This is a genomic window from Mesorhizobium sp. M0664, assembly GCF_040320565.1.
GTDB lineage: Bacteria > Pseudomonadota > Alphaproteobacteria > Rhizobiales > Rhizobiaceae > Mesorhizobium.
Window position 1 is genome coordinate 304,898 of sequence record NZ_JAMYPW010000001.1, and the last position, 17,100, is coordinate 321,997.

General features: G+C 65.0%; 14 protein-coding genes and 1 tRNA gene. 9 read left to right on the forward strand and 6 right to left on the reverse strand.

Annotated features, from left to right (window positions below):
- Positions 1-7: 7 nt before the first annotated feature.
- Both NKI39_RS01345 and NKI39_RS01350 read left to right on the forward strand, forming a co-directional pair.
- The gene (locus tag NKI39_RS01345; protein WP_352830407.1) at positions 8-2,161 is read left to right on the forward strand and encodes a thiamine pyrophosphate-dependent enzyme; all 2,154 of its coding nucleotides are present in this window, start codon (positions 8-10) and stop codon (positions 2,159-2,161) included.
- Positions 2,154-3,743: an indolepyruvate oxidoreductase subunit beta family protein gene (locus NKI39_RS01350; protein ID WP_352767116.1), complete on the forward strand. Its 1,590-nt coding sequence runs from the start codon at positions 2,154-2,156 to the stop codon at positions 3,741-3,743. The genes NKI39_RS01345 and NKI39_RS01350 overlap by 8 nt, the downstream gene beginning before the upstream one ends.
- 26 nt (positions 3,744-3,769) lie before the next feature.
- Here the strand turns inward: NKI39_RS01350 and NKI39_RS01355 are convergent, their stop codons facing one another.
- The gene (locus NKI39_RS01355) at positions 3,770-3,940 is read right to left on the reverse strand and encodes a hypothetical protein (RefSeq protein ID WP_352681299.1); all 171 of its coding nucleotides are present in this window, start codon (positions 3,938-3,940) and stop codon (positions 3,770-3,772) included.
- 331 nt (positions 3,941-4,271) lie between these two features.
- Between NKI39_RS01355 and NKI39_RS01360 the strand changes: the two genes are divergently transcribed.
- From NKI39_RS01360 to NKI39_RS01370, 3 genes are all read left to right on the forward strand, one after another.
- Positions 4,272-6,956, forward strand: coding sequence for an ATP-binding protein (locus tag NKI39_RS01360; RefSeq protein WP_352830410.1), 2,685 nt, complete (start codon positions 4,272-4,274; stop codon positions 6,954-6,956).
- Between the two features lie 319 nt (positions 6,957-7,275).
- Positions 7,276-7,902, forward strand: a complete 627-nt coding sequence (locus NKI39_RS01365; RefSeq protein ID WP_352470024.1) for a hypothetical protein — start codon at positions 7,276-7,278, stop codon at positions 7,900-7,902.
- 109 nt (positions 7,903-8,011) lie between these two features.
- Positions 8,012-8,632 (forward strand): LysE family translocator, encoded by a 621-nt coding sequence (locus tag NKI39_RS01370; protein WP_352767109.1) that lies wholly within the window; start codon positions 8,012-8,014, stop codon positions 8,630-8,632.
- Between the two features lie 35 nt (positions 8,633-8,667).
- On the opposite strand, the gene NKI39_RS01375 is transcribed toward NKI39_RS01370, so the two are convergent.
- A tRNA-Thr gene (locus NKI39_RS01375) sits at positions 8,668-8,743 on the reverse strand.
- Between the two features lie 354 nt (positions 8,744-9,097).
- On the opposite strand from NKI39_RS01375, the gene NKI39_RS01380 reads away from it, so the two are divergent.
- Entirely contained in the window at positions 9,098-10,249 is a 1,152-nt protein-coding gene (locus tag NKI39_RS01380) for a hypothetical protein (protein WP_352767107.1), read from the forward strand.
- Positions 10,250-10,348: 99 nt separating this feature from the next.
- Here NKI39_RS01380 and NKI39_RS01385 read toward each other — a convergent pair whose 3' ends face one another.
- Positions 10,349-11,950 (reverse strand): cisplatin damage response ATP-dependent DNA ligase, encoded by a 1,602-nt coding sequence (locus tag NKI39_RS01385; protein WP_352540485.1) that lies wholly within the window; start codon positions 11,948-11,950, stop codon positions 10,349-10,351.
- A 73-nt stretch (positions 11,951-12,023) separates the two neighbouring features.
- Entirely contained in the window at positions 12,024-13,034 is a 1,011-nt protein-coding gene (locus tag NKI39_RS01390) for a ligase-associated DNA damage response exonuclease (RefSeq protein ID WP_352470029.1), read from the reverse strand.
- Between the two features lie 107 nt (positions 13,035-13,141).
- Between NKI39_RS01390 and NKI39_RS01395 the strand changes: the two genes are divergently transcribed.
- Together NKI39_RS01395 and NKI39_RS01400 are read left to right on the forward strand one after the other, a co-directional pair.
- Complete coding sequence (locus NKI39_RS01395; RefSeq protein WP_352813723.1) at positions 13,142-14,086, forward strand: methyltransferase domain-containing protein; 945 nt, start codon at positions 13,142-13,144, stop codon at positions 14,084-14,086.
- Between the two features lie 55 nt (positions 14,087-14,141).
- Positions 14,142-14,498 carry a hypothetical protein gene (locus tag NKI39_RS01400; RefSeq protein ID WP_352470032.1) on the forward strand — a complete coding sequence of 119 codons (357 nt, stop codon included), beginning with the start codon at positions 14,142-14,144 and terminating at the stop codon, positions 14,496-14,498.
- A gap of 7 nt (positions 14,499-14,505) precedes the next feature.
- Here NKI39_RS01400 and NKI39_RS01405 read toward each other — a convergent pair whose 3' ends face one another.
- Together NKI39_RS01405 and NKI39_RS01410 are read right to left on the reverse strand one after the other, a co-directional pair.
- Positions 14,506-15,369, reverse strand: coding sequence for a prephenate dehydratase (locus tag NKI39_RS01405; protein ID WP_352830414.1), 864 nt, complete (start codon positions 15,367-15,369; stop codon positions 14,506-14,508).
- A 30-nt stretch (positions 15,370-15,399) separates the two neighbouring features.
- Positions 15,400-16,128: a 3-deoxy-manno-octulosonate cytidylyltransferase gene (locus NKI39_RS01410; protein WP_352470034.1), complete on the reverse strand. Its 729-nt coding sequence runs from the start codon at positions 16,126-16,128 to the stop codon at positions 15,400-15,402.
- Positions 16,129-16,320: 192 nt separating this feature from the next.
- On the opposite strand from NKI39_RS01410, the gene NKI39_RS01415 reads away from it, so the two are divergent.
- Entirely contained in the window at positions 16,321-16,974 is a 654-nt protein-coding gene (locus NKI39_RS01415) for a c-type cytochrome (protein WP_352470035.1), read from the forward strand.
- The last annotated feature ends 126 nt before the right edge of the window (positions 16,975-17,100 follow it).

Genomic DNA, 17,100 nt, shown 5'->3' on the forward strand with positions numbered 1-17,100 from the left:
GCCCAAAATGGCCGAACGGTCTTTTGCCAAGGAAGTCGAAAAGCTCAGGCTCGGCGCCGGCGAGGAGTTTTCCGGCGAAGGCATTCTCGCCATCACCAAGGCGCTGCTGCAATGCGGCGTCGGCTATGTCGGCGGCTATCAGGGCGCGCCGATCAGCCATTTGATGGACGTGCTGGCCGACGGGCAGGATATCCTGGGCGAGCTCGGCGTGCATTTCGAGGCGAGCGCCTCGGAAGCGACCGCCACCGCCATGCTTGCCGCATCGGTGCATTATCCTATCCGCGGCGCGGCGACCTTCAAGTCGACGGTCGGCACCAATGTCGCCTCCGACGCGCTCGCCAATCTCGCTTCCGGCGGCGTCACCGGCGGTGCATTGATCATCGTCGGCGAGGATTACGGCGAAGGCTCCTCGATCATGCAGGAGCGCAGCCACGCCTTTGCCATGAAGAGCCAGGTCTGGCTGCTCGACCCGCGACCGAACCTGCCGTCGATCGTCAAGGCGGTGGAGGACGGCTTCGAGCTGTCCGAGGTTTCCAACACGCCGGTCATGCTGCAGGTCCGTATTCGCTGCTGCCATGTCCACGGCCATTTCATCGCCAAGGACAACAAGCGCCCGGCGATGACTGTGGCCGATGCGCTCGAGGCGCCGCGCCGCGACACCGGCCGCATCGTGCTGCCGCCGGCGTCCTTCCTGCACGAAAAGGAAAAGGTGCAGAAACGCTGGCCGGCGGCGGTGGATTTCATCCGCGCCAACAAGATCAACGAGTTTTTCGGCCCGGAGCACGGCTCGGTCGGCATCGTCATGCAGGGCGGCATGTACAATTCGGTCATTCGGGCGCTGCAGCGGCTCGGCCTCGCCGACACTTATGGTGACACCGACGTACCGCTCTATGTGCTCAACGCCGTCTACCCGCTGGTCGATGACGAATTCCTGTCCTTCTGCGAAGGCAAGGACGCCGTTCTCGTCGTCGAGGAAGGCCAGCCCAACTACATCGAACAGGCCTTTGCCGCGATGCTGCACAAGGCCGGCCGCGGCACCAGGCTCGTCGGCAAGGAACATCTGCCTATGGCCGGCGAATATACCGGCCAGGTGATGCTCGACGGCATCGGATCGTTCCTGCGTGCCACCATCCCGCATCTGCTGCCAAGCGAGGTCCGCGCGCCGAACAAGATCGGCGACGGGCTCGACACCGCCGACCTGATCAACGTCGTCCCGGGCCGGCCGCCCGGCTTCTGCGTCGGCTGCCCGGAGCGGCCGATCTTCGCCGCCACCAAGCTGGTCGAGCAGGAGCTGGGCAAGCACCACATCGCCTCCGACATTGGCTGCCATCTGTTCTCGATCATGCCGCCTTTCGAGCTAGGTGCCACTACCATGGGCTACGGGCTGGGGCCGGCCTCGGCTTCGGCGTTCAATTCGCCCGATGCCAAGCGCCGCTCGATCTCCTTCGTCGGCGACGGCGGCTTCTGGCACAACGGCCTGACCTCCTCGGTCGGCAATGCCGTGTTCAACAAGAATGACGGCGTCATCGTCATCGTCGACAATTTCTATTCGGCCGCGACCGGAGGGCAGGACATCCTGTCGTCCCGCGCCGGCAACAAGACCAAGTCGACCAAGCACCCGATCACCGAGGCGGTGAAGGGCATGGGCGTCAAATGGCTGCGCCACATCGACCGCACCTACGACGTAACCAGAATGCAAGACACGCTGCGCGAGGCGCTGACGACGGACGAGAAGGGCCCGAAAGTCATTGTCGCCTCGTCCGAATGCATGCTCAACCGGCAGCGCCGCGAAAAGCCGCTGGTCGACAAGGCGATCAAGGGCGGGACGCGCATAGTCAAGCCGAAATTCGGTGTCGACGAAGATATCTGCACCGGCGACCATGCCTGCATGCGGCTGTCCGGCTGTCCGTCGCTTTCGGTGAAGTCGCTCGACGATCCGTTGCGCGACGATCCGGTGGCGCATATCGACCAAAGCTGCGTCGGTTGCGGCAATTGCGGCGAGGTCGCCGATGCGGCGGTGCTCTGCCCGTCCTTCTACCGCGCCGATGTCGTCCACAATCCGAGCCGCTGGGACCGTTTCCTTGAAGCCGCGCGTCGCGCCATGATCGGTCTCTTGCAGCGGCGCCGTGAAAACCGGCGCCTGACATTCGCCGATGCTTGACGCCGTGCCCTCATCGCGCTCGAAAGCCGGCGCCCCCGAAGACGAGCGCGTCATCAAGCTTGCCGTGCTGGCGGTCGGCGGCCAGGGCGGTGGCGTGCTGGCCGACTGGATCACCGACGTCGCCGAGCGCAACGGCTACGTCGCGCAATCGACCTCCGTTGCCGGCGTTGCCCAGCGCACCGGCGCCACCATCTATTATGTCGAAATGTGCCGCGACACCGGCCGCCTGCCGGTCTTCGCGCTGTCGCCGTCGCAGGGCGACGTCGACATCCTGATTGCCGCCGAACTGATGGAGGCCGGCCGCGCCATCATCCGCGGCTTCGTCACGCCCGAGCGCACCACGCTGATCGCCTCGTCGCACCGCATCGCCGCGGTCTCGGAGAAGATCGAGCCCGGCGACGGCCGCGCCTCGTCCTCCAAGGTGCATGCCACGGCGGAAGCCGCGGCCAAGCGCTTCATTGCCTTCGACATGGAGAAGATCGCCGCCGACAATGGCTCGATGATCTCGGCCAGCCTGCTCGGCGCGCTGGCCGGCTCCGACGCCTTGCCGTTCAGTCGCGAAAGCTATGAGCAGGCGGTCAGTGCCGGCGGCCGTGGTGTCAAGGCCAGCCTAGCCGCCTTCGGCGCCGCCTACGATCGGGCGCGCGGCATCGCGAGTGCGCCTTCGGGCGACAAGACTGCAGGGCCGGCGGCCGCCGAAACCGGCTTAGCCGCGACGACAAAAGTCAGCGGTCCGGAAAGCCTGTTAAAAGGCTGGCAATCGCTGGCCGCCCGGGTCGATGCTTTGCCGGCTCCGGTCCGCGACATGGCGCTTCGCGGCCTGAAAAAAGTGGTTGACTATCAGGACGTTGCTTATGGCGGCGAGTATCTCGATAGGCTCGACAAGGCCGTCGCTCTGGACGATGTCGAACACGCCTACGCGCTGTCGATCGCCGCCGCCAAGCATCTGGCCAACGCCATGTGCTACGACGACATGATCCGCGTCGCCGACCTGAAGACGCGCTCTAGCCGCGACCGACGCGTACGCCGCGAGGTCGGCGTCAGGGACGGCTCGGTCCTGCAGGTGACCGAATATTTCCATCCGCGCATCGAGGAATTCTGCGGCACGCTGCCGGCCGGGCTCGGCAGCTACATCGAGGACCGGCCGAAGCTCGCCGCCTTTCTCGACCGCCGCATCAATCGCGGCCGCCGCATCCGCACCGACAGTTTCGCCGGCTTTGCCGCTTTGTGGTTCATCGCCGGCCTGCGCCGCTGGCGCCGCCGCCTGCTGCGCCACAAGGCCGAGACCGCGCATCTCGAGCGCTGGTATGCGCTGGCGCTGGGCCAAGTCGGCCAGGACTACGCGCTTGGTACGGAGATCCTCAACTGCCGCCGGCTGATCAAGGGTTACAGCGACACCCACGCCCGCGCCCAGTCGAAATTCGACCGGGTGCTGTCGGCGCTCGACCAGCTCAAGGGCCGCCCGGACGCCGCAGACTGGATCCGGCGCCTGCGCGAAGCGGCGCTGAAGGACGAAAAGGGCGACATGCTCGACGGCGCGCTGAAGACTGTGGCGTCGCTGGGCGACAATCCGGTGAGCTGAGGCGCTCGTTCAACCCCGGCTGCAACTCAGTCTGGCGCCCATTTCGCCTTCGACGCGGCAGTCTGCACGGTGATTCTGAGGCCGATGATCTCGGCGATCGCGGCTTCCAGCACCAGAATGATCGTTTCCTTTCCCACATCGTCGAAATTTTCGGCGACATAGCTCAGGTCGCTCAGGATGTCGTCTTCCTCTTCCATGATTTTCTCCCCCTGTTGAACGTCAGGCCGGAACAGCCGACGATGAGATGGGCTTGGGGCTGGATCTATGGAACGCGTTTCTTTCGCCACTGTCACCAAGGAAGTGAAGGCTATCCTGTCCGCTTCGCCAGGCCTGCCGACGGCTTGCAGCCGTGGCGGTCTGCCTGTTCTGTGGCCTTCGTGCCTACGGCAGCAGCAAACATATCTGCTCCAGGACAAATGACGCCCGGTTCCGAGCGGCTATTTGCCAAACATCCCCGGCCATGTGAAACGACTGTGTTGCACTCATTGCCTGCTGTTGTACCTTCAATATTCTGGAGGCGCGGGCTTGATGCTGCTTGAGCGAGAGGACCCACTTGGAGCTTTGTTGGCCGCGGCCGAGAGAGCTGCTGCCGGACATGGCGGGACCGTGCTGGTGCACGGCGAGGCGGGCCTGGGCAAGACCTCTCTGCTGCGCGAATTCGCGGAAAACGCCGACCGGGACTGCCGGGTGCTGTGGGGCTGGTGCGAGGCGCTCTTCACGCCGCGCCCATTGGGCCCTCTCCAGGACATGGCGCACTTGCTCGACCCGCGCGTGGCGGCGCTGCTTGAGGAGACCGCTGCGCCGGAGCGGCTTTTCCCGGCATTGCTGAATGCGCTGCAGCGCGCCAAGGGCACGACCGTGCTCATCTTCGAGGACATGCATTGGGCGGACAATGCGACGCTCGACCTCGTAAGATATCTCGGGCGCCGCGTCTCCCTGCTCCGCACCATGCTGGTGCTGAGCATGCGCAGAGAGGATTTGAACGCCGATCACCCGCTGACCCACGTGCTCGGCGATCTTCCCGCCGCCTCGGTACGCCGCGTGACGCTTAGACCGCTGTCTCCCCAGGCGGTGACAATGCTGGCCGAACAGGCCGGCCGCTCCGCCGATGGGCTTTATCGCATTACCGAGGGCAATCCCTTCTTCGTTACCGAGCTCCTGTCCAGCAGCGAGACCGAATCGGCGCGTGTGCCCGATTCCATACGCGACGCGGTGTGGTCGCGCCTGTCGCGCCTGACGCCGGGAGAGCGCGACGTCCTGGAGGTCATGAGCATCATGCCGGGCAGCGTTGAGCCGTGGCTGATCCGGGCCCTTCTCGGGGCCGAGGCCGAAGTGCTCGTCGATCGATGTGTCGTGCGCGGATTGCTGCGGCGGGACGACCAGGGCGCGCTGACATTTCGTCACGAGCTTGCCAGGGAAGCGACGCTCGACCGGCTCTCCCCCTCTGTGCAACGCTCGCTCCATGCGAAGGTCGAAGCGGCACTCTCGGAAGTTCCGGCCTCGCAGGCAAGCGCTCTGCTTTCGCGCCGCGTGCACCACGCCGGCGGCGCCGACAATGGCGAACGCGTGCTCGAACTTGCGCCGCTCGCCGCCAGCCAAGCCGCGCGCCTGGGGGCGCATCGGGAGGCGGCCTCGCATCTGGCGACCGCACTCAGATATGTCGACCAGGCCCCGCCGGAGCTGGCCGCGCAGCTCCATGAGGACTGGGCATACGAGGCCGGGTTGGCGCTGCTTGTCTATGACGCCATCATCGAGGCCCGGCATCGCGCCATCGCTATCTGGCGGCAGCTGGGCCGGATCGACAAGGTAGGCCTTAATCTACGCTGGCTGTCGCGGCTGCACTGGCGGCGCGGCGAAGGCCCGCAGGCGGAGGAATATGCGGACCAGGCCGTGCGTGAGGTGGAAAGCCTGCCGCCCGGTCCCGAGGTGGCAATGGCCTACAGCACGCGCTCGCAGCTCCACATGCTGCACTATCGTTTCGATGAGGCGATCGAATGGGGCGAGCGCGCGATCAGTCTGGCCGATCGGCTGGGCGAGGTCGAGACGCGTGTTCACGCCCTCAACAATGTCGGAACCGCGCTCATGTTTGCCAACCGCCCCGGCGGCGTTGAGCGGCTGGAGGAAAGCCTTGCCCTGGCGCTCGAGCACGGGCTCCACGACCATGCGGCGCGGGCCTATACGAACTTTGCGGAATGCGCGGTGGTGGCCAAGGACTTCGAGCTGGCGGAGCGGCTGCTGGCCGAAGGCATCGCATTCTGCACCAGGCACGACCTCGATTCGGCGGCGCAATACCTGCTCGGCCGGCAGGCGCAGCTTTGCATGGAACAGGGCCGGTTTCGCGAGGCCGCAACCGTCGCTCAGGGCGTCATGAATGTGGAACGCCTGCCGATGGTGATGCACTTGCCGGCGCTCACCGTGCTTGGCACGGTCCGCGTAAGGCTGGGCGAGACCGACGGCGTCGACCTTTTGCAGCGCGCGCTTGTGGAGGGCCAGACGACCGGCGAGCCGCAGCGTATCGTCCCGGTTCGCCTGGCGCTGGCGGAGGCGGCCTGGCTTGCCGAGGATGTCGGCGCCAGCCACGCGCAGCTTACCGAGCTGGCGGCTATGAACCTCGACAATTTCCGCCCCCGGGACCTTGGCGAATTGTCGGTCTGGTGGCGTCGATGCGGAATGCCCGGGTCGCTGCCGGCGCAATCGGCGCCGATTCCCTCGCCCTGGTCCGCCGAGCTTCTCGGCGATCCGCAGACCGCCGCGGCGGAGTGGACGCGTTTGTCGCTGCCCTATGAGGCAGCGCTTTCCCTCATGCAGGTTCGTGGGGCGGATGCGGGGGCGGCGCTCGCTCGCGCCGTGGCGATGCTCGACCAGATCGACGCGCCCGCGGCCGGGGCGCTCGCGCGCAAGCTTGCGCAGCGTCAGGGCCTGTCAGGCCTGCTGCCGAAGGTGCAGCGCGGACCCTATGCGGCAGCTCGCCGCCATCCACTCGGCCTGACACGGCACGAGCAGAAGGTGCTCGCCCTGATCGCCCAGGGCATCAGCAACAAGGAGGTCGCGCGACATCTGTCGCGCTCGCCCCGCACGATCGAGCATCACGTCTCCTCGCTGCTCGGCAAGCTCAATGCCGCAAACCGCATGGAAATCCTCCTGCGCCTGCGAGGCGAGCCGTGGCTGTTGACGGGCACCCATCCGCTGGAACCGCACCAGACTGGATCATGATCCCAGCCGATTCTGTCGAGATGGAACAGGCTCTGGGTAGTTCCCACAGCAAAATTTCCGCGAAAACTGGGAAATCGACCGCCTAAAAATGGGTGGCGGTACCGATTTGCACGCCCGCCGCTCCGCGTAGGCTTCTGCTCGCAGCGTGGATGGACCTCCCAACACCACGACGCCTTCACGATCCGGGGGAGAAGGCGGGCAACGGCGGCGGAACGGGGGCCGCCGCCGGCGTCCGTCGCTGGGGCGGATCGTACCAGGAGCAGGGGCGATGTCGGCAAGCGAAAAAGCGGATGCCCAGCGGCGCTGGCCAGGACAACGATTGGCACAAGCGGTCGCGGTGCGGCTTTCAGGACCCGGAGGCTGTTATATTGCCGGTAATGTGCTGGGCCTCGGCATGGCCATGTTCATGCAGATTCGGTTGGCGCTAACCGAGGCGAGCAGCACTTTCGCCGCGCCTCTAATGTTCGGCCACGACCTCGCCGGCGGCTGGAACTCACTGGCGCTGCTGGTGGCGAGCGCCATCTTCTTGCGCAGCGGCGAGGAGTATCATCGCGCCCTCAGCAACGGACATCTCGACCCGTCGGTAATACAGCGCGCAGATTTTCTGTCCGGCACCGGGTCATTGGTGCTCGGGTCAAGTCTGCTGCTCGTCGGCAATCCAATCCTGGTCGTGACATCGGGGTTGCTCCATGCCGTGGGCAAGTTCGGCAGCGCCTTCAGGCTCGGCGCGCATGGCGCGGTGCTCTTCGGCCTCAAAATGCCGGAGCTCTTCCGCCTTTCGGTACTGCTCAGCCGCTTTCCGGCAATTATCGTCACCGCGACCGAAGTCGCCCGCGTCATTGCTGACGCTCGCACCGATCAGATCCAGGCTATCGCAATCCCTGCGACGCTTCTCGTCTGTTACCTGCTTTGGGCACGCGGGGATATTCTTCTATTTGGAAAGTAAATCTGAAAACATCTAAGCATTTTCGCGTCGCATGGTGAGAAACAGGGAGTGGGAGCGCGACGGTGATTCTTCTCTAATCTGTAACCGGCGCAGCAAACGGGAGACTGGCATGTCAAGTTCGCTTATTCTGTCGACGGCGATGCTGCAATTCCTGGCGGCATATACGGTGATCATGATCACGCCAGGCCCTATTGGCCTCGCGACCGGCAGCCTTGCCTCCTTGCACGGCTTTGGCAGGACGATCCCGCTGGTGGCCGGGATCGGCGCCGGTACCGCCGTGCTGGCGGTCCTGGTGGCGTTTGGCGCCGTTCATCTTTCCGGGTCGCTGTCGGTGCCGGCGGTCAAGATCGCCGGTGCGGCCGTCCTTGGCTGGATGGCCCTGCGCATCGCCAGAACGGCGCCGCCGGCCATCGGCGAAGCGCCTCGGCAGGCCGGATTGTTTGCCGGAGGGTTTCTCATCAGCATTCTCTCGCCTGAAACCGCCACTTTCTTCGCCGTCGCCTTCATGGGGCTGATGCTGCCGATCCGGACCTCGAACGAGATGCTGATGGTCGCGGCCATCGTCGCCATCATCGACATAGGCTGGTACGGATTCCTGGCCGTCGCGCTTTCGCGTCCGCTCGTGCGCGCTGCCGCGGTGCGGCATCATCGCGTCATCTGTCGGGCGGCGGGGATCGTGCTGGCAATGCTCGCCCTCGTCTCGGCGGCGTCAGCTTTTCCACTCGGCTGAGCGCTGGTTGAAGCAGGCGCGCGGGATAGGCCGTTTGGTGCCGCTTAGGTGACTCGAACACCTGACCCCATCATTACGAATGATGTGCTCTACCAACTGAGCTAAAGCGGCCCGGGAAGCCGAGCTTCCAAGATGGGCTGCGTGATAGACGCAACCGGCCGCGAATTCAAGATGGCAGTCGCGATTTCAGGACGAGGCAATTCGTGCCGCCTCCGGCCGGGCGCAAGGGCAGCCGCCGCGCGGATCTACCATTGGCCGCGTGATGCCGTATCGGCAGGCCGTCCCGTCCGCCACGTTGGCGGTGGCGGGAAAATCAGCGAAAAATGTTGATTCCTTTACCGAAAACCGCCGAAATGAGCTTTGTGCCCCTCGGCAAGGCAGAATGCGGCCGCTCGCTTGTTGATTGATTGGTCGCCTGCGGCTAACGATCATGGCAATGTGAGTGAAATTGCAGAGGGAATTCGCTTGGACGCGATCGAAAAAGCGATCCGCAATGCCTTCGAGAAAGGCAATGCCGACGACCGGGCGTTTCGCGAGCGGGTCTATCGATCGGCTTTCGCGGCACTCGACCGTGCCCTGCAGGCCAATCCAAACGTCACCGTGGAAGTCGCCATCAAGCGGCGCAAGGCGGTCCAGGCGAAGATCACCGAAATCGAATCGGAATTCCTGCCGGCGGTTGCCGACGTCGCCGCGCCGACCGACAGTTTGGAGGCAGCACCGGAGGTGGAGCCCCCGGCCGAAGCTGAAGCCGCGCCGTCGCCCGATGTCGTCGTTGACGGTCCGGCGCAGCCGCCCGAATCCGATGCGCCGCGGTCGCGCGTCCTGCCGGTCGTTCCCGACATCATGCCCGATGCGCCTGTTGCCGAGGCGCCGGTGATCGACATGGGGGCCTCGGTTCCGACCGAAGCCGACGCCGAAACCGACGACGCGGAAGTGACGCCCGACCGCGACGACCGGCGGGCGAGGCGGCGGCGCCTGCCCTTGACCGCGATCTTCTTCGGTGTGACGCTGCTCGCAGCCGCCGGCATCGGCCTTTATTTCGCCAACCAGACCGGCGTCTTCAAATCGGCGACCGAGCTCGACACGGCGCCGCCGGAAGCGCCGCCAACGGTCGACGGCGATGATTTCACGCCGGACGACACCGCTTCGCCGCCGAAGCAGGGCGAGGCGGACCAGGCGCACGACTGGATCAACGTCTTTTCGCCGGGTGACCCGACGCAGGTCAATGCACCGTCGGACACCAAGGCCGACGTCATCCAGGACGAAAGCGGTTCCTTCCTGCGCATCCGCTCGGGGGCATCCGGCTCGGCCATCAGCTTCGACGTCGGACAAGGCGTGCTGGAAAAACTGGCCGGCAAGCATGCCACATTCGACATCATCGCGCGCTCCGAGGAGGGCCAGGAGACGCAGATTTCCGTCGATTGCAATTTCGGCGAACTCGGCGACTGCGGCCGCAAGCGCTATGCCGTCGGTCGCGAGCGCAATGAATATCTGTTCGACGTGCGCTTTCCCAACAAGCGTCCGGGCGCTGCCGGCACCATCGCCATTAATTCCGACTTCGACAAGCAGGGCAAGTCGGTCGACATCTACGAGATCCGCGTTTCTGTCGTTCCCTAAAGCACGTCGCGTTCCGGCCTCATGCGACGCGCTTCAGGTTCTTGTTTTGATGCATGTCGTTACCGCAAAACCGCTGCACTCTTTTTTGCGCGACATGCATTAACTATCGAGCAGCGCCTGCAGCGTCTCGATGCGGTCGGCTTCGGCCGCCGGCTTGTCCCAGCGCAGCCGCGAAATGCGCGGAAAGCGCATGGCGACGCCGGATTTGTGCCGCGTCGAGCGGTTGAGCCCTTCGAATGCTACCTCAAGCACCAGCCCGTTCCTGCGGTCGGCACGCACCGAGCGGACCGGGCCAAAGCGCTCGATCGTATTGTCGCGGACATATTTGTCGATCTGCCTCAGTTCCTCGTCGGTGAAGCCGAAATAGGCTTTTCCCACCGGGACTAGCTCCTCCGATCCTTCCGGCCCGGACCAGACGCCGAATGTGTAGTCGGAATAGAAGCTCGAGCGTTTGCCGTGGCCGCGCTGGGCGTACATCAGCACGGCGTCGACCGTGTGCGGATCGCGCTTCCATTTGAACCACGGGCCCTTCGGCCGACCGGCCACATACGGCGAATCCCAGCGCTTCAGCATGACGCCTTCGATGACCGGATGCAGCGGCTTGCGGCGCAATTCCTCGAGTGCCTGCCAGTTGGTGAATTCGACCAGCGGCGACAGATCGAAGCGGCTCGGATCGAGCGTCCTGACGAAGGCCTCGAGCCGGCCGCGCCGTTCGCGGAAGGGAAGTCCGCGCAAATCCTCGTCACCAATCTGCAGCGCATCGTAGCACCGCATGAAGGCGGGGTATTGCTGCTGGATCTTGGGCGACACGCTCTTGCGGTTCAGCCGTTGCTGCAGGTCCGAGAACGTGCCCGTCGCCTGCCTGGGGTCTCCGACCAGAAGCTCGCCGTCGAGGGCGCCTGAAAAATCCATCGCCTCGGCAAGATCCGGAAAGGCGCCGGAGACGTCGTCACCGGTGCGCGAATAGAGCCGGCGAATGCCGCCTTCGCAAGCCGCCTGGACGCGGATGCCGTCCCATTTCCATTCGGCCGCGTAGTCGGCCGGGTCGAGCCTTTCGAGGTCGCCGTCGCCGACGGCATTCGACAGCATCACCGGCCTGAACAGCGCCAGCGCCGTTTTCCTGGGCTTTTCCGCTTTACCCTCCAGCCAGGCGAACAGCCCGATATAGGGCGGCGTCAGCCCGTGCCAGAGTTCCTCGATCTCGGCGATATCGACCTTGCCGAAATCGGCCAGTGCCTGCTTGGCCAGCCGCGCCGAGACGCCGATGCGCAGGCCGCCGGTGACCAGCTTTATGATGGCGAAGCGCGCCGACGTGCTGGCGCTGTCGAGCAGCCGGGCCAGCACCTGCGGCCCGTCGGAACGGCTCGCCGCCTGCAGCTTGGCCACCACCTCGGCCAGCGTCGGCTCGTGGTTCGCAACGTCGACCGGCGCTTGCGGCCAGACCAGCGACACGGTCTCGGCCAGGTCGCCGACATAGTCGTAGGAATAGCCGAACAGCACCGGATCCATGCGCTCGATCACCAGTGTGCGCAGCATCGCCGGCTTGACCGCGGCGATGGACAGATCGCCGGTAATGGCCGCCAGCGCCAGCCCGCGGTCCGGATCCTCGACGCTGCGGAAATAGTCGGTCAACAGCGTCAGCTTGCCGTTGCGCGACGGCGTCAGCACCAGCCGGTCGAGAAGCTCGGCGAAGCGGTTCATGGAAGGGGCGACGCCAATGAGAAAGGCTTGCCGCAGAGCGCCGTACCGGCGATTGCTGGATCCAAAAACACCATCAATCGCCCTCGTCCTCGTAGCCGACGAGATGCAGCGGCCTGGCGGCAATGCCTTCGAGTTCGCACCAGCGCACCAGAGCCTCCTCGCGGCCATGCGTTACCCAGATTTCTTCGGCGCCGGTCTCCTTGATCGTCGCCGTCAGCTCGTCCCAGTCGGAGTGATCGGAGATGATCAGCGGCAGCTCGACGCCGCCCTGCTTGGCGCGCTGGCGGATGCGCATCCAGCCTGAGGCGAAGCACGACATCGGATCGGGAAAACGCCGCGCCCAGCGATCGGCGAAGGCGGATGGCGGGCCGACGACGATGGCGCCGGCAAAGTCGCTTTTTTGGCCGGTCTCGACGGTCGCCGGTTCCAATGTGCCGAGATCGATGCCCTGGCTCTGGTAATATTCGCTGAGCTTGGCCAGCGCGCCGTGGATGTAGATCGGCTTTTCGTAGCCGGCATCGCGCAGCAGCCGCATGACGCGCTGCGCCTTGCCCAGCGCATAAGCGCCGACCAGATGCGTTCTCTCGGGAAACTGTTCGGTCGATTTCAGCAGCCGGGCGATCTCTTCGGAATCGGGCGGATGCCGAAACACCGGCAGGCCGAACGTCGCCTCGGTGATGAAGACATCGCATTTGAGCGGCTCGAACGGCTCGCAGGTCGCGTCCTTCTGGCGTTTATAGTCGCCGGACGCGACGATGCACGTGCCCTGGTGCGCGACCTTGATCTGGGCCGAGCCCAGCACATGGCCGGCCGGGTGAAAGCTGACGGTGACGCCGTCGAGCGCAATCGTCTCGCCGAGCACGGCGGCTTGCGTCGTTCCGGCAAAACTGTCGCCGTAGCGCAGCCCCATGATGTCGAGCGTCTGCTGCGTCGCCATCACCGAGCGGTGGCCGGAGCGGGCATGGTCGGAATGGCCATGTGTGATCAGCGCCCGGTTGACCGGCCGCACCGGGTCGATGAAGAAATCGCCGGGCGGGCAATACAGCCCTTCCGGCCGGGGATGAAGCAGGTCGCTGGCGCGCATGGCCCCAAGATAGGCGCTAATTCCGGCGCGGGAAGCCTGTTGTAAGTCACTGCTGACTCCAGCATAGAGCGCAAGCCGGCTGCAAACACCCGGCGGAACCCGATCGCATGAAACCGCTCCAGACCTCGTCCGGCGATTTGACCGCCGACCGCCGCGCCGACTATGCCGAAATGCTTTATGCATCCGGCGATCATACGGCAGCGGCGGAATTGCTGCTCGGCGCGCTCGAACTGGCGCCGCAATGGCCAGCCGGCTGGTTCCGCCTCGGCGAGATGCAGGAAGCGGCGGGCGCGCGCGATCGTGCCGCGCAGGCCTGGACGACGGCGCTGCGGCTGGACCCGGCGGACAGGCTCGGCGCGGTGCTCAAGCTGCAATTGATCGGCAGGGCGGCGGCGGCCCAGGCGCCGCCCAGCGCCTTCGTCGAGACGCTGTACGACCACTATGCCGGGAGTTTCGAGGGTGAACTGGTCGACAGGCTCGGCTACCGTCTGCCCGAATGCCTCGACCGCGCCATCCGGGCAGCACGGCCGGGCCGGTTTTCGCTGGCGCTCGATCTCGGCTGCGGTACCGGCCTCATGGGCCAGAGGCTGCGGCCGATCGCCGACCGGCTGGAGGGTTACGACATCTCGGCCGGCATGCTGAGGCAGGCGCGCGCCAAAGGCGTCTACGATCTGCTCGTCAAGACGGACCTGCAGGACTTTTGCTATTCTGGCCCGAAAGCCGATCTGGTGACGGCGGCCGATGTGTTCATCTATGCCGGCGCGCTCGACAGGGTGGTGAACAAGATTGCCGGAATGCTTGCCGGCGGCGGTCTGTTTGCGTTCTCCGTCGAGACGCTCCCGAGCGGAGAATCGTCTGACAGCGCCGGCTTCGCCTTGCAGCCGTCGCGCCGCTACGCGCATTCGCAAGGCTATGTAGAGCGGGTTCTGGATGCCGACGGCTTTTCGATCCTGTCGCTGCAGGCAACGATCATCCGGCAGGATCGCCGCCAACCGGTCGAAGGGCTGGCCGTAGTGGCAAGCTCGCTTTCCGGCAGCGTAAAATCTGGCTAAGACTTCTGCCGCTGCGCATGAGAAGCCGCAGCTGCGAAAGACAAGGAGCACGTTCATGCGCTGGAACATGACGGTCTTGGCATCTTGCCTGGCGATGGCCGGCTGCGTCGGCAATTCGATGTCCGAACGGCAGGACGAAAACGTCCAGTCCTCGCTGCTATTTGACAAGGTGCCTTGCGATCAATTGCTGGCGCAACGAAACGGCCTGGCGCAGCAATATCATCTGCCGGTGGACGCCAAGCCGTCGTTCTCCAACCCGGCGACGGGCTTTGGCCCGTTCACGCCGGATATGCGCTCAAAAGCCAAACGCGACGCCGACCAGGCAAGCGGCAAGATCGACGCCATGAACCGGTCGATCAGCCGGCGCGAATGCGGCAAGCCGGCCAAACGGAACAAGCTCGGCCTGACCTGACCGGATCTTAATCCGCCACCTTCCACTGCTCGCGCGAGGCGCTGCCGGGATAGACGCCGAGGATGCGCATTTCGCGCGAGAAAAAGCGCAACTCGTCGAGTGCCAGCTTCACCAGCGGATCGTCGGGATGACCCTCGATATCGGCGTAGAACAGCGTCGCTGTAAACGCGCCGAGCTGGTAGCTTTCCAGCTTGGTCATGTTGATGCCGTTGGTGGCGAAGCCGCCCATCGCCTTGTAGAGCGCCGCCGGCACATTGCGGACGCGGAAGATGAAGGTCGTCATCATCCTGGCGTCGGCCGAGGGACGTTCAGCCCATTGCTTGTTCTTGGTCAGCACGACGAAGCGGGTGACGTTGCTGTCGGTGTCCTCGACATTCTCCTCGATGATGTCGAGCCCGTAGAGCGTTGAGGCCAGCGCCGGCGCCAGCGCCGCCATGGTGCGGTCCTTCATCGCGGCGACCATCTTGGCGGCGCCCGCGGTGTCGCCGGCCACCGTCGCCTTCCAGCCGTTCTTGCGGATGTATTTGCGGCATTGGCCGAGCGCGTGGATGTGGCTGTGCACGGTCCTGATCTCGTCGCGCCTGACGCCGGGCAGCACCATCAGCTGGAAGTGGATCGGCAGAAAGTATTCGCCGATGATGTGCAGCTTCGATTCCGGCAAGAGATGATGGATGTCGGCGACGCGGCCGGCAATGGTGTTCTCGATCGGGATCATCGCCAGATCGGCCTTGCCGGTCTCGACGGCGTTGAAGGCGTCCTCGAAGGTCGGGCACGGCAACGGCTCCATTGACGGGAACATGTTGCGGCAGGCGGTGTCGGAATTGGCGCCCGGCTCGCCCTGGAAGGATATTTTGTTGGTCTTTTCAGGCATGCGCGGAGTCTCGGGAATTGAGGGAATTTCTTAGTCGGAAAGGAGCGCCCTGGCGCGTTCGAGATCGTCCGGCGTGTCGACGCCAAGCGGCACCGACTGCACGATCTCCGCATCGATGCGCATGCCGGCCTCAAGCGCCCGCAACTGCTCCAGCCGCTCGCGGCGCTCCAGCGGCGACGGCCTCAGCGCAACGAAGCGTTCGAGCGCGGCGCGGCGATAGGCATAGAGGCCGATATGATGGTAGAGCGGGCCTTCGCCCCAAGGGGCGGTGGCGCGGGTGAAATAGAGCGCCCTGAGCCGCGTCGTCGAGAGTGGCGAGCCGACCAGCTTGACGACGTTCGGATTGGTCTTTTCCTCGTCGCGTACGATCTCGACGCAGAGCGTGGCGATATCCACCGCTGCGTTCTCGAAAGGCTTCAGCGCGGCGCCGATAACAAGGGGGTCGATGGTCGGCAGATCGCCCTGCACATTAACGATGGTCTCGACGCTGTTGCCAGGGTCGAGAATGGTCAGCGCTTCGAAGATGCGGTCGGAACCGGTTTCGTGGTCCGCCCGCGTCATCACCGCCTCGAAACCATGCGCGCGCACCGCCCCCGCAACGCCCTGCGTGTCGGTGGCGACGACGACCCGGCCGAGCCCGGCATCGGCAGCACGGCGAGCGACGTGGACGATCATCGGAGTGCCGGCAATGTCGGCCAGCGGCTTGCCCGGCAGGCGGGTCGAGGCCATGCGGGCCGGGATCAGGATGAGCGTGGACATGAGGCGGGCAGGGGCTCGAAAAAGAGGGGGACAAAAGTGGCAAAAGGTCTCACTGGCAGCGCCCTTATAGGTGTTGCAACGCCGGAGCAAAAGACCTAGTTTCCGCGCGATTTGACCGCCTCGCAGGGTGGTTCACGATACCGACGGACGGAGTGGACGGATCGGTCCGCCGGAAAAGGGAGCCTGGGGCGTATGGATTCCAACGAAGTCAACAAGCTGCTCGCCGGCTTTCTCGGCACGGTGTTCATCGTCTTTTCCGTTGGCATCGTGTCCGACGCGCTGTTTGCCTCGCCGGCGCCGGAAAAGCCCGGCTTCGCCATCGAGGCGACCGAGCCCGCCGAAGGCGGCCCGGCCGTTCCCGCCGCGGCCGTGAAGCCGATCGCCGAGCTGCTGACCACCGCCAACGCCGAAGCGGGCGCCGCCATCTTCAAGAAATGCCAGGCTTGCCACTCCGGCGAAAAGGGTGGCCCCAACAAGGTTGGGCCCGATCTCTGGGACATCGTCGACCGTCCGGTCGCCGAGCATGAGGGCTTTGCCTATTCGGCCGGCATGAAGGAGTTCTCCAAGGGCGGCAGCGAGAAGTGGACCTACGACAATCTCAACCACTTCATCACCTCGCCGAAGAAGTTCGTGAAGGGCACCGCGATGGGCTTCGCCGGCCTGCCGAAGGATGAGGACCGCGCCAACGTCATCGCCTATCTGCGCACGCTGTCGGACAATCCGAAGCCGCTGCCGGCGCCCGGCGCCTCGGCCGAAAACGCGCCCGCCAAGCCGGCCGAAGGTGCAGCCCCTGCCAAGCCGGCAGAAGGCGCGGCGCCAGCCGCCCCGGCGGCACCCGCAAAATAACAAAACTGTAATGACATTATCCTTGAAAAAGCCGGGTTCAGCCCGGCTTTTTCGTTAGGAAAAATGCATATGCGACGACAAAGCCCCTCGGTTGCGGTTTTCAGCGCCGCCAAATGATCTAGATTG

What these genes read in the sequence shown, in the direction of transcription:
- NKI39_RS01350 (WP_352767116.1), top strand. Translation starts at nt 2,154, where the DNA reads ATGCTTGACGCCGTGCCCTCATCGCGCTCGAAAGCCGGCGCCCCCGAA.
- NKI39_RS01415 (WP_352470035.1), top strand. Translation starts at nt 16,321, where the DNA reads ATGGATTCCAACGAAGTCAACAAGCTGCTCGCCGGCTTTCTCGGCACG.
- NKI39_RS01400 (WP_352470032.1), top strand. Translation starts at nt 14,142, where the DNA reads ATGCGCTGGAACATGACGGTCTTGGCATCTTGCCTGGCGATGGCCGGC.
- NKI39_RS01345 (WP_352830407.1), top strand. Translation starts at nt 8, where the DNA reads ATGGCCGAACGGTCTTTTGCCAAGGAAGTCGAAAAGCTCAGGCTCGGC.
- NKI39_RS01405 (WP_352830414.1), bottom strand. Translation starts at nt 15,369, where the DNA reads ATGCCTGAAAAGACCAACAAAATATCCTTCCAGGGCGAGCCGGGCGCC.
- NKI39_RS01385 (WP_352540485.1), bottom strand. Translation starts at nt 11,950, where the DNA reads ATGAACCGCTTCGCCGAGCTTCTCGACCGGCTGGTGCTGACGCCGTCG.
- NKI39_RS01390 (WP_352470029.1), bottom strand. Translation starts at nt 13,034, where the DNA reads ATGCGCGCCAGCGACCTGCTTCATCCCCGGCCGGAAGGGCTGTATTGC.
- NKI39_RS01360 (WP_352830410.1), top strand. Translation starts at nt 4,272, where the DNA reads ATGCTGCTTGAGCGAGAGGACCCACTTGGAGCTTTGTTGGCCGCGGCC.
- NKI39_RS01395 (WP_352813723.1), top strand. Translation starts at nt 13,142, where the DNA reads ATGAAACCGCTCCAGACCTCGTCCGGCGATTTGACCGCCGACCGCCGC.
- NKI39_RS01355 (WP_352681299.1), bottom strand. Translation starts at nt 3,940, where the DNA reads ATGGAAGAGGAAGACGACATCCTGAGCGACCTGAGCTATGTCGCCGAA.
- NKI39_RS01370 (WP_352767109.1), top strand. Translation starts at nt 8,012, where the DNA reads ATGTCAAGTTCGCTTATTCTGTCGACGGCGATGCTGCAATTCCTGGCG.
- NKI39_RS01410 (WP_352470034.1), bottom strand. Translation starts at nt 16,128, where the DNA reads ATGTCCACGCTCATCCTGATCCCGGCCCGCATGGCCTCGACCCGCCTG.